The sequence below is a fragment of the Alsobacter sp. SYSU BS001988 genome, assembly GCF_054796215.1.
The window spans coordinates 1-12,099 of the sequence record NZ_JBTAMK010000006.1 but is presented as its reverse complement, the minus strand read 5'-3'; the positions used below and the strand labels follow the sequence as shown (position 1 = coordinate 12,099).

Sequence of the window (12,099 nt, the reverse complement as noted above, 5' to 3'; positions counted from 1 at the left end):
ACCGGGATGTGGCGGCGGATCAGCTCGGTGTCCAGAATCGTGCAGTCGCCGTCCAGCAGCCTGATGTAGAGAACTGCGCAGTCGGGGCTGGCGTTCTGAAGCCACTTCTCCGCGTCGCGGCATCGGTCGAACGGTCCGGCGACCTCGAACCCGGCATCTTCAAGCTCGTCTGCGAGCGTGGTCCCGATGATGAAAACGTCCTCGGGTTAGTAGGACGAGCATCTTATTGGACGGCATGGGAGCCTCCTGGGCTCAAGATCCCAGGCGCGACGATGTCGCTGCGTCCAGAAAGCGGCCGCAGCGTCGTGCGGTGCCGGTGAGAGAATGCGCCTCTCGCCACGAAGTTCAACAGGGTCTCCCCTGGTGGCGGCCTTGGGTCACGGTGCGGATGGCCGAGGCCAGCGCTTTGCGCGCCGCCGGCTACTCCAACCAGAAGGCTGCGGCGATCTGGACGGGGGAGGTTTCGCGCTGAAAGGCCGAAACCACGATGACCGGGATGCCGCGCCGGACCAGCTCTTCCGCCAGGGCGCCCGTGTCGGCGCCATCCCCCAACCGGATGTCGAGCACGGCGCAGTCGGGCCGCGCGCCCCTGAGCCATTCCTCCGCGTCGCGAGAGCGGGCGAATGGCCCGACCACGGCGAAGCCGTCCAGCATCAGCTCGTCGCGCATCGCGAGCGCAATGTTCGCCTCGTCCTCGACCACGAGGACGGTTGGATTGTGGGGTGGCATGTTCGTATCCCGGGCGCGAAAAGCATCCCGGGCGCGACAGAAGCGCGGCGTCCAGAAGACGGTCCCCCGGCGGAGGCGACAGACCGATGCAAGACTACGCCCGAGAGCTTGCGCCGGTTTCGTCGATCGCCGTTGCGCGCTGTTCTGCACGAGCCAATGCACTCCCCTAGGTCACCGACTCATAAACCTCATCCAAATTTTGACTGCGGCGAGCTTCACGAGGGCGAGGTAGTTGGCGTCGTGTTTTTCGAAGCGGGTCGCCACAGCGCGAAAGTGTTTGATCTTGTTGAAGAACCGCTCAACGAGATTGCGGTAGCAATTGAGGAAGCGGCTGAACGCGGGGACGTTCTTGCGGTTTGGCATTGGCTTGACGTTGGCCCAAGCGCCGCGCTCGACTAACGAGCGCCGGAGTCCGTCGCTGTCGTATCCGCGATCCGCAAGCAGGATCTGGCCTTCTCCCATTCCGTCCAGCATGCCGACGGCGCTTCGCCCGTCGTGAGCTTGGCCCTCCGTCAATTTCAGCTGGATCGGCAGGCCATTGGCGTCGACCAGGGCATGGATTTTCGTGGTCAGTCCGCCTCGCGAGCGCCCCATGCATCGGGTGTGAGGCTCGTCCCCAAGGGCGGCGTCCGCTTCCGCGAGGCCCCCTTTTTGACGTTGGCGGCATGCTGATGCACGCGCACCGACGAAGAGTCGATCATCTGCAAGTCGCCATCATAGCCAGCGGAAACGGCGTGGAAGATCCGCTCCCCACCCCAAGTTTCCGCCACCGAACCAAGCGGTTGTAGCAGGTCGTCGCCGGGCCGTAGCGCTCGGGGATGTCGGCCCAGGGCGAGCCCTTCCGCAGGCGCCAGTAGATCCCATTCAGCACCTTGCGATCATCCGCCCGGGGAACGGCGCGCGGCTTGTTCGGCAGCAAAGGCTCGATGATCGACCACTCAAAGTCGGTCAGTTCGTAACGGCGCTGGCTCATTCGGGCCCTCCAAGGAGCTTGAATCAGCATTCACCGCTGAATGGAATCCCTTTTATGAGTTTGCGACCTAAACCAGTCATGATGCTCTCCGAGGTTCTGCAATCAGGGGCGGTCAGCGATCAATCGGCTCCATGCCATGCTCGGTCTTTGCCTTTGCTGCCTCCTTGGATGAGAGAACCGTTCCCAAGGCTCTTGCGGCTTCCGTCGCGTTCGAATTCTTTGAGATCGCAACCGAGTAGATCGTGACCTGCTGGAGGCTCTGCGGCAGCGGCCCCACGTACGATATGCCCGGATGATGGATTAGCTCGCTGACCTGCTGAAAACCCACGTCCGCGTCACCAGCAGCCAATACCTGTCCGACCGTTTGGCCGGAGGGCACTTTGATCAATTTGGGTTTGATCTGGTCCCAAATCCCCATCTGTTTGAAGATGTTCTCAAGATGTACGCCGCTGCTGCCTGTCGAGTATCCGACTGCCTTGGCGGAGAGCATCAGGTTTTTTAGATCATCCGGCGTCTGGATCACAGGCTTGGTCGCTCCCTCACGCACTGCAAAGCCAATCGAAGATCGCATCAGATCGACCTTGCTGCCCCCCAGCACGACGCCCTTCTCGGCGAAGTCGTTGATGTCTTTATCTGTTGTCAGGATAAGATCGTAGGATTCACCTGCTAGTATGCGCTTCTTTAGGTCAACTGAGCCGGTCCACGTGACCACGACCTTGTTTCCAGTCTGGTGTTCGAATTGAGGGGCCAGATCAGCAAGCATCTCTTTAGCTGGAAGAACGGAGATAAGCCTAATCTCCGCCGCTAGCGAGCAAGATGTCCAGAGTGCAAGGACAAGGGTAGCAGCGGTAACCGTATAGCTGCGCATCGTGTTCTCCAGAATTCCAGAGTCCCAAAGTTCAGTTCGTCGTGACTGCTCCTTGAGTCGTGACTTCTTTGCCTTCACGTGCAAGGCCGATCACAGCTTCGGCGTTCATTGCTCGTCCTCATCGGCTCGCGACAGAGAAGATCATTTGTACAGGCGCGATCGTCCCCGCTCGGATAGCTGAAATCATGTTGGCCATTTTTTGCAGTACAGTTGGCCCCAACAGATTGTGCAGGCCGAGCGGCTGCGGCGCTGCTCCCGCAGCTTGTGCTTGTATCTGCGCGAAGAACCCCAAGGCGATCTCGCGCCGGTTTGACTCTGAATCGAGGGCAAACCCAGCGTTTTCGGCCGCCTCGCGATATGCCTCCGGTGACGCCAATGCTGACACATCAGGTGCTTCCGCCCATGGAACCGGGAAAGAGAGTTCGCCATCACCAGTTCGCATCACGTCATAGACTGCGAACCTGCCGCGATCCCGGAGGACGCGGCGGGCTTCACGGAACAAGGCTGCCTTGTCCGGCACGTTCATGCCGACATGGAGAAGTAGGGCGAGGTCGAAGGAAGCGTCATTGAGCGGCAGCGCAAGGGCGCTCCCAATTTCGAAGCGCACTCGATCTCCCATGCCGCACATGCGGCTCAGGGCGCGAGCGGTTTCCACGAAATGCGGGGTCAGGTCCACCCCTGTGACCCGGCACCCATAAAGAGTGGCGATCATGCGTGCAGGACCGCCTATGCCCGACCCAATATCAAGCACGTCCATCTCGGGTCGAATTTCAGCCTTCTCCAGCAGCGCCGCCGTGGCCTCTGCGCCGCCGATATGGAATTCATCTACCGGCTTAAGTGTCTCGGGCGAAATTTTATCAGGATCATGCCCCATCGCGACGAGCCCGCTCCGAATTCGGGCGAGTACGTCATAAGCTCCGTAATGTTGCGCTACACCGGCTTCGATCTCACCCATCGCTGTTCTCCCAATTTGGCTGTTCGGCTACGTTCCAAACTGGACATCGGTCGTTCAGGCCGCTGGTCCACACGCCTTCTATCCAGCGTTTCGCGCTAATACAGTACGGAGGGCATGTAGGCTCCTTGCGGCCGCTTGTACTCGCCGACCGCCATCAGGGTCATTGGCTTGATGGTGCGCATGCCCCGCGAAAGGCACCAGCGCAGCAATTGGGAGGCCCGCATAGGGAGGAGAAAAGAGGGCGGCCCCTCTGCAAGGCGGGCTGCTCCGAGAATGAGCGCCTGCATGTCCTCTTCACTTTGGGCAACGCCGTGGTTTCCGAGCCAGGTTGTCGGCACGGCCATATAGGCTCGAACTTTGCCATTCCGAAGTGCGACGATCGGTGAGCCTGTCGCGAGTGTCTCGCGGAGTTCATTCGTTCGGGTGAAGCCGTGGACCGTCTGGTGAAGAGCCTCGCATGCCTCCAAGTCGGACTCGACCATCGAACGGACATCCCAACCCGCCAGAGGTGCGCTCGCTGGTAGGCCAGTGACGACCATGCAAAGCTCTTTGGCGTCGAAACCGAGCGAGGCATAGAGCGCCAAGGACGACATATTGAACGTATCCTGCATGAGGCGCACGCCACGTGCTCCTTCGGCGCGTTCCAGGGCGGCTTCCATCAAGCGCCTCCCCACGCCTTGGCTTTGGACGGCAGGATCGATGGCGACAGGCCCGACCGCTCGCATCGGGTCGCGTTCGCTTACAAACGCGAAGCCGACGATCTGATCGTCTTGGTCGGAAGCAGCGACCAGCCCGAAGACGGCAGGGTGTCGGATTAAGGCGGTGACGCGACCGGTGGCGGCCTCAAGTGAATGAAATGGGGACGGAAAGCCATGACGTTCGCTCACCACTCTGAACGCGTCGAAGCAGATACGACCACATGCTTCCGCGTCGTTGGCATGGGCTGACCGAACGACAAGAGTCATTGCCTGATCCCTTTGATCGTCCAAGCCCGTAGCCAAAACGGCTCAGATCGCGCTTTCACATCAGCCCCGGATTTCTGGGCAGGTAACGATCCCAGGCTCGTGGAAGACTGTCGGCCATCAACAGCATGGGGAGCGTGATACGCATGCCGAGGCTCAAAGCGCGATCAAGCACAGTCGGGCTTGATCCTGGCACGAACGCCGAGACCTGACTGGTCGGCATGTTTCGCGCCAAAGTCACGGCCGCAGCAAAGGCATCCGCCGCATGATCCGCAGATGTCACGGCCACTGGCCCGATATGACCGTCTCGCCCCACATAGGCGTAGCCGACGCAGATTTCCTCAGCCCAAAGCGACACACCTGTCAGTCCACCTTCCGTTAGCATGTAGCCGTGGTGCTTTGCACGCGACGCGCCCAAGGCGGTTTTGTCGATCATGGAAAGGCGCTCGATCGACGCCGCCGAAGGCTCAAGCTGTTCGGCTCTCAAGCGGGCCAAGGCCAATTGGCTCGCAACGGCATTCTGGCCGACGCTCATCATGTACAGGGGCGTGATCGGATAGAGCCCATGGCGCATGTAGAGACCTTGGGATGCGCGATTGAACGCGAAGGTGATGAGGGCCTTTGCGCTCGCCCCTTGTTTCTCAGCATGAGCCAGTGTCTTCGCGAGGAGGTCGCGCCCAACCCCACTCGCTTGGAGGTCAGGCTCTACGAAGAGCTGGGCGAGAAACCAGAGCCCGTCGCTGAACCAGGAGAACGCAAAGCCGAGCAGTTCGCCGTCCTGCTCAGCCACCCAGAGACCCTCGGGATCGTCTGCGAGTGAGAAGCGCTGGAGCCGGGGTGGGCTGGGCGTCGCGATTGGTCCAAAGCCATGGCGAACGGTCAGGTCGTTGATGCTGGCGACGACCAGCGCGTCGGCGGCTTCAAGATCGTCGGGTTTCGCAGGTCTGATCGTGGTCGCCATTGCACCACTGTCCGCACGAAATTCGCCAACATCAGACTAGCACATTCGATTTGCGATCGCTGGGTCGGAGCACCCCGAAGGGCGTCAGCCTCTCGGATTGCATACGCAGTCGGATCGCCCCACGACGGCATTTAGAAGCGAAGCGGGGTGCGTCATAGTCATCTGACGATCCCAGTGCTAGGGCGATCACATGAGCAAACGCCTGGAGCCAGAGACCCGTTACGCCCAGAGCGGCGAGTTCCACATCGCCTATCAGGTGTTCGGACGTGGACCTGTCGATCTCGTCATCGTTCCTGGATTCATTTCCAACGTGGAAGAAAGTTGGGAGTACCCGGATGCAGCACGTTGGCTAGAGCGGCTGTCGAAATTCGCTCGCGTGATCGCCTTCGATAAACGCGGAACAGGCTTATCGGATCGCGCGGCCGCACTGCCCGGCATGGACGAGAGAATGGATGACGCCAGGGCCGTCATGGACGCCGCTGGGTCGCAGCGCGCAGTGATGCTCGGCATCTCGGAAGGTGGGTCACTCGCCTGCCTCTTTGCAGCTACATACCCCGACCGGTGCATATCCCTGGTTTTGTACGGAGCGTTCGCTCACTTCTCCAGTTGGTACCCAACCCAGGAAAAACTCGCGTCCTTTCGCGACTATGTGGCCCATCAGTGGGGGACGGGAGAAAGCGCAGCCAAATACGCCCCGTCCATGGCGGGAGAGCTTGCCTTCAAGAAGGCTTGGGCTCGCCATGAGCGCGCAGGCGCAAGTCCGTCCTCCGCTCTCGCCCTGATGAGGATGAACAGCGAAATCGACATCTCGGGTGTGCTCAGCGCGATCCGCGTACCAACTCTCGTCCTCCACAGGACCAACGATGCAGCAGTGAGTGTCGAGGGAGGCCGAACTCTCGCCCGAAATATTCCCGGTGCGCAGCTAGTCGAATTTTCGGGCTCCGACCATCTCCCCTATATCGGAGACAACTCGATGGACATGGCCGATCTCGTCGAGGAGTTCGTGACCGGCGTCCGACCCGTATCGGATACAGATCGAATCCTGGCGACTGTCATGTTCACCGACATCGTGGACTCTACTCGGCGCGCGTCTGCACTCGGCGATAGGGCATGGCGATCGCTGTTGGACCAACATCATGACATCGTTCGCCGCGAGCTTGTCTGGGCACGTGGAAGAGAAGTGAAGACGCTGGGCGACGGGTTTCTGGCGGTCTTCGACGGGCCTGCTCGCGCCGTGCGCTGTGCGTCGGCCATCACCACGCACGTTCGCGCGCTCGGCTTGGAGGTCCGAACTGGCCTTCATACGGGTGAGATCGAAATCAGTGGTGACGACATCGCCGGGATCGGAGTTCACATCGCCGCTCGTATTGCCTCTGTGGCCCAGGGCGGTCAGGTGCTCGTGTCGAGCACTGTTCGAGACCTCGTAGCCGGATCGGGACTGAACTTCCGTGCCCTGGCCAGTCACGACTTCAAGGGGCTGAATGAGACGATGCGCATTTTCGAAGCTGCTGAAGATGGCGATTCCTACTTTCCGTATCATTGAGCGACTTTGCCGAGCCTCAGCCGACTGATGCTATGACCAAACAAGCCGGCACTGACGGGCAGCTTCGCGCCGGTTTGCTGTATGCGGCCAAGGCGACCGCATCTGGCCTCCACCAAAGGAGCAGGCAGAACCTGACTAGCGGCTCAGAGATGCAGCAAACGCTTGAATTGGCCTTCGAAAAGCGCCCCCGTGAATAGGCCAAAGTAAGCGAGCGCTCGTCAGTATTACGGCTCCACTTTGCGCTCCCTTCGCATTTCGCTGAGAATCCCGAGGGCGCAAGCAATCGAAAATTTGCGAGCTGAATGTGAGAATGCGGCTTGGTTGCTAGGCATCATATAACCGTGATGGACTCTTGGAAGAATGTGAACCTTGAGATTCTTAGTACGAATTGCAAGCTTGATGAACTTGTCGAGCACCTCCGGAGGCGCCCGGTTGTCCCGGTCGCCCCAGAGTAGACGTATCGGCTTGCTGCCCTCTTCTAGTTCTTCAATGTAGTCCAGCATATCACTTCCGTGGCAGGAGAGACCTGCGGAGTAGCCGAGACGCCCTGGTCCAATAATCGCGTATGGTCCGCCGTAGCAAAAGCCCATCGCCATTGCGCGTCCATTGCACTCAGGCAGGTTGGCGACGAACGACAAAGTGTCTGACATATCTGCTTCGCCGATTGTGATCCTGAGCCTGCGCGGCTGCGCTCGTTCGGCCGCACGCCCACTCCCGCGTTGAAGCGGACCTGGAATCGATCGCCAGAACAGATCGGGAGCCGCCGCCACGTAGCCATTGTCTGCAAATTCGTCGGCGATCGCACGTATGTCTTCATTGACGCCGAGGATCGAGGACGCGAGCACAACGGCGGGACTTGGGTTGCCAGCTATTGGACTTGCCAAGTAGCAGCCAAATTGGCCTCCGCCCGTGGATGGAATTTGAAATGCTCGACCAGGCATTCTCCCTCCGGCTGCTTGCACGACACCCAAACGAGGTTTCCATCTCGCTGACGTGGTGATACCGGCTTCGTTAGTTTGACCTCAGCCCTGCTGCTTGGACAACGAAGGCCCATTTACTAGTTTCACTCGCGATGAGACGGCCGAAGTCCGCGGGTGATCCGGCGAGGGGCACGCCGTCGAGATCGGCGAGCCGCGCTTTGATCTCGGGATTGTCCAGTCCTGCATTGATCTCACTGTTCAGCTCGTTGATGACATCGACAGGGGTGCCTCTCGGCGCACCAAAGCCGAACCAGGAACTCACTTCGAACCCCTCTACGAATTCCGCCACGGCTGGGATGTCAGGAAACGCCTGGGAGCGCGTTGCGGTGCTGATTGCAAGCGCTCGCAGCTGCTCCGCTTTTACGAACTCGATTGTCTGGCCGGGATTTGCGAACAAGACCTGGATATACCCGCCAAGTAGATCAATCAAAGCGGGAGCAATGCCTCGGTATGGGACATGAACCATATCGATACCGGTCTTCAACTTGAAGAGTTCCGGGGTCATATGCGAAATCCCGCCGCTCCCGCCCGATCCATAGGCGAGCTTGCCTGGATTCGCCTTCGCGTAGGCGATGAACTCCGGGAATGAGCGCACCGGGACGGAGGAATGCACCACCAACAAGAGCCCACCTCGAAACACGCCGGCTACAGGCGCAATGTCGCGCATGAAGTCGAAATGAAGGTTTTGGTAAAGAGATGCATTGATCGCGTTCGGGGTGCCCGCGAGCAGAAGCTGATAACCATCTGGGGGTGCCCGGACGACGGCCTCTGTCGCGAGATTGCCCCCCGCTCCTGCGCGATTCTCAACCACAAATGGCTGACCGAGCCTGTCTGCCATCCATTGCCCCAGTAACCGCGCGATGATGTCGTTGGGCCCGCCAGCAGCAAAGCCCACGTTGATGTGAACCGGTCGCGAAGGATAGCTCTGGCCCCATGCGTAGCGTGTCGTGAGTGAAAGGCTAGCAGCTGCTGTGCTGAGGTGAAGAAACTCGCGCCGTGAACGGGACATCGCGCCCTCCGCTGGCACCTTCCAACCGGGGAATTGAGAACTCTCCCCCACATCGCGGAAAGCTAGCGCGATGCTCCATGCGCGTAGCATGCTAAGTTCTGATCCAGGCATACCATTCGTGTGATGGAGCCGCGTCCATGGATTCAAGCGAGCGGATAGGACTTCGGATCAAACTGCATGAACTGCACGTGCTGCTCGTTGTCATTGAGGCAGGCAGCATGAGCAAAGCCGCCAGGCTCCTCAACACCACGCAGCCCGGTGTATCCCGATCAATTGGGGAGTTGGAGAACATCGTCGGTGTCCGGCTTTTAGACCGCCACCAGAAAGGGATCGAACCGACGGCGGCCGGCAAGGCTTTGCTCGAGGGAGGAATAGCCGTTTTCGACGATCTGCGTCGGGCAGTAAACAACGTCAGGAATCTCTCTGATCCCGCCGCCGGCGAAGTACGAATTGGATGCACCCCGATTCTTGCGGCAGGTTTCGTTTCGACGGTGGTTGGCCGGCTCGCGCAACGACATCCGCGGATGGTGTTTCACGTTATAACCGAATATCTTGAGCCGCTGCGCCGTCAATTGTGCGACCGCTCGGTTGATCTGCTTATCGTGCGCAGCTTCTCACCGAGGGCGGACGAGCCGCTGGACTTCGAGTTCCTGTCGCACGACCGATACGTCGTGGCAGTTGGGCGGCGAACCCCCCTTGCTCTTAAAGGTAAGGTTGATCTCAACGAACTTGCGACGGAAGCCTGGACATTGCCTCCCCCCGAAAGCGTCATCGGCGCGCTTGCGCGGAAGGCTTTTCGTGAAAGAGGCGTCGAACCGCCATCGCCGACGGTCATCGCAAACTCCCCAGAGGTGCGGATCAGCCTTTTAGCAGCAGGTCGCTTAGTCACGATCTTTCCAGCTTCGATTCTGCAACGTGCCGACGTGCGGTCGGAAATCAAAGTGCTTCCAGTTGATCTGCCGTCAAGCGGCGCGGAGAACGTTCTCGTCACTCTTAGAGGCCGATCGCTCAGCAAAGTAGCGGAGATCTTTCTGGAAAGCGCGCGTCACGAGGCACACGGTGACTGAGGACTCGTGCAGTGATCGGGTGCCTTCAGCGGCTGCCGAACATGCTGGGTCAAAGATTGCTCGCAAACGGGCCAGGGTCAACGCCATGCTCCTGCATCTCAGGGGGCATATATCTGTCGCAGTTCGTGCGTCGGCGCTGGCTGGTTCTCGGTACGGGGGAAGGAAGGGCTGGCGCTACGGCCACAGCGGCCTATCTCTGCTCCATGTGCAATCGCTTTCGATCAGTCAGCGAATGGTCTGAAATCCCGCGGCGCCTGCATAGCGGGCCGCGTCTGAATTTCGATTTCAATCCGAACGTCGCGCCGACGGAGCTTGTCCCAGCGTTGCTCGCCAGACCCGAAGTGCGCCCGACCACCGTCCTGGCCCGCTTCGGCATCACCATGACCGGCACGGATGGCAAGCCGCGCCCGCCGCTGCTCAACGCTCGCACCGACGGTATGAAGCGGGGTCAGTTTCGCGGCCACCTGAAACAGCGGCGCTGTGTCATCCCACGCCAAGGCTTCTATGAATGGCGCGAGGAGGACGGCAAACAGCCTTACTATTTCAGCCGCCAGGACGGCCTCCCGCTGATGCTGGCGGGCATTTGGGAGGAGTGCGACTACAAGGGCGACAGGCGCGTGGCGTTCGCCATTTTGACAAACGAGCCGAACGCCTTGGTCGCCCCTTACCATGACCGGATGCCGCTCGTCCTGGCGTACGACCAGGTGAACGCACGGCTCGATCTGTCGCAAGAGGCGATCCTGGATCAGCCGCTTCTGCTCGCCCTCGACGCGTTCGTGGTCCGACCGATGAACCGCGCCATGAACAATGCTCGGCAGAAGGATTACGCGGCCATCGATCCGTTGGCCGCTTAAGTCTCAGCGCACGGAGCTCGTGCACTCAGAAGGCATTCCTGGCTCAGATTGCATTTGCTCTGGGCAATCGGACGGGCTTGAGTTCACCTCAGGCCGACAATTCGCGGTTCAGGGCTGGGCGGTTGAGGACTGATTAGGGCACATCCGAATCCGCTCTTGGAGCTCGCGTGCTCTCTGGCGTATCGCCCCAAAATCTGCGCGCGCCGGTGCGTATCGCAGTCTGTGTCCTGAGTCAGCGCGACTGCCGCCTTGAGCTCGAAGAGACAGTAGCCTCGCTCGGCGGCGGCCTCGCGTGGATCGAGTTCGTCCCAAAATTCCGCCCAAAACGCATGTTCGTTGGCGGCCTCTAAGCGGCGGTCCACCTGGGGCAAGTCGCAGGCGAGCGCTGCGCCGAAGGTCAAGCTGCCTAACATGGCTGCCAGCACTGCCCGGCGGGTCACGGCATAGGGCTCTCATCCCGCCGGGATAGCGCCTGTTCATGCCGTGACAGAAGCTGTCTCAGCACGGCGCCACAATGCTCATCCTGGACAGCGAGGCTGCCACACGCTTGGCTCACGCTGTCCTGAACAAATTGTGCGTAGTTGGCCAAGGACGCGTGCTGAAGGCGCGCTCCTTCGATAAGACACACGCCAACAATACCGCCTAGAGCAGCCAATCCCAAGGCGGCCATCAGCCTCGGCCCGAAACGAACGGGTGTGGGCCTGAAATCGATGCTGCTCAAGTGGCCCTCCAGGTGAACGGGCGAGTGGCGCAGCGGGTGATCTGGCCTTTTTACAACCTTTCTGTCGCTCGTACGATGGCCTGAATGGCCTAAGACGCCAGTCGCTGTAGGTCCCTTGGCCCCAAGTTGGCGCCCTCCTCGCCAACGCGACCGCACGGGTGCTCACATTGGCGGGATCCCGGAGAGCCCGAGTCCGTTGAGGACCCAACCGGTGCTGCCGCGTGCAGGGGTACGGGGTCCTAAGCTCGAAAGGTTGAAATAATGAGGAATGCATTTTGGGCGGCGTTGGCCGTCGGTTGCGCCATCTCGGCCGCGGGCGCGAGAGCCGCGGAGTCAGACCGTAGCGCACCACCCACTGTTGCGGTCCAGTGGTACGGCGAGCCGGAATGGGGCCGCCCGCGCTGGGACGAAGACCGCCGACGCGAAGAATGGCGGCGCCACCATTGGCGCGAAGAGCAACTGAGACGTGAAGAGGCC

Annotated in this window: 10 protein-coding genes and 1 pseudogene; 3 read left to right on the top strand and 8 right to left on the bottom strand. The window is 60.4% G+C overall.

Annotated features, from left to right (window positions below):
• Positions 1-420: 420 nt before the first annotated feature.
• The 6 genes and pseudogenes from ACYVO7_RS13295 to ACYVO7_RS13270 form a co-directional block, all read right to left on the bottom strand.
• Positions 421-729, bottom strand: a complete 309-nt coding sequence (locus ACYVO7_RS13295) for a response regulator (protein WP_460450308.1) — start codon at positions 727-729, stop codon at positions 421-423.
• Between the two features lie 171 nt (positions 730-900).
• Positions 901-1,702, bottom strand: a pseudogene (locus tag ACYVO7_RS13290) (IS5 family transposase).
• Between the two features lie 112 nt (positions 1,703-1,814).
• On the bottom strand, positions 1,815-2,570 hold the full coding sequence (locus tag ACYVO7_RS13285; RefSeq protein WP_460450307.1) for a substrate-binding domain-containing protein: 756 nt from the start codon (positions 2,568-2,570) through the stop codon (positions 1,815-1,817).
• 118 nt (positions 2,571-2,688) lie between these two features.
• Entirely contained in the window at positions 2,689-3,525 is an 837-nt protein-coding gene (locus ACYVO7_RS13280; protein ID WP_460450306.1) for a class I SAM-dependent methyltransferase, read from the bottom strand.
• Positions 3,526-3,620: 95 nt separating this feature from the next.
• The gene (locus ACYVO7_RS13275) at positions 3,621-4,490 is read right to left on the bottom strand and encodes a GNAT family N-acetyltransferase (protein WP_460450305.1); all 870 of its coding nucleotides are present in this window, start codon (positions 4,488-4,490) and stop codon (positions 3,621-3,623) included.
• 55 nt (positions 4,491-4,545) lie between these two features.
• The gene (locus tag ACYVO7_RS13270) at positions 4,546-5,448 is read right to left on the bottom strand and encodes a GNAT family N-acetyltransferase (protein ID WP_460450304.1); all 903 of its coding nucleotides are present in this window, start codon (positions 5,446-5,448) and stop codon (positions 4,546-4,548) included.
• A gap of 190 nt (positions 5,449-5,638) precedes the next feature.
• Between ACYVO7_RS13270 and ACYVO7_RS13265 the strand changes: the two genes are divergently transcribed.
• Positions 5,639-6,991: an adenylate/guanylate cyclase domain-containing protein gene (locus ACYVO7_RS13265; protein WP_460450303.1), complete on the top strand. Its 1,353-nt coding sequence runs from the start codon at positions 5,639-5,641 to the stop codon at positions 6,989-6,991.
• A gap of 224 nt (positions 6,992-7,215) precedes the next feature.
• On the opposite strand, the gene ACYVO7_RS13260 is transcribed toward ACYVO7_RS13265, so the two are convergent.
• Both ACYVO7_RS13260 and ACYVO7_RS13255 read right to left on the bottom strand, forming a co-directional pair.
• Positions 7,216-7,932, bottom strand: coding sequence for a dienelactone hydrolase family protein (locus tag ACYVO7_RS13260; RefSeq protein WP_460450302.1), 717 nt, complete (start codon positions 7,930-7,932; stop codon positions 7,216-7,218).
• A gap of 70 nt (positions 7,933-8,002) precedes the next feature.
• A complete protein-coding gene (locus ACYVO7_RS13255) occupies positions 8,003-8,980 on the bottom strand; it encodes a Bug family tripartite tricarboxylate transporter substrate binding protein (protein WP_460450301.1) in 978 nt (325 codons plus the stop codon).
• A gap of 137 nt (positions 8,981-9,117) precedes the next feature.
• On the opposite strand from ACYVO7_RS13255, the gene ACYVO7_RS13250 reads away from it, so the two are divergent.
• Complete coding sequence (locus ACYVO7_RS13250; protein WP_460450300.1) at positions 9,118-10,047, top strand: LysR family transcriptional regulator; 930 nt, start codon at positions 9,118-9,120, stop codon at positions 10,045-10,047.
• Positions 10,048-10,250: 203 nt separating this feature from the next.
• On the top strand, positions 10,251-10,901 hold the full coding sequence (locus tag ACYVO7_RS13245) for an SOS response-associated peptidase (protein WP_460450299.1): 651 nt from the start codon (positions 10,251-10,253) through the stop codon (positions 10,899-10,901).
• The last annotated feature ends 1,198 nt before the right edge of the window (positions 10,902-12,099 follow it).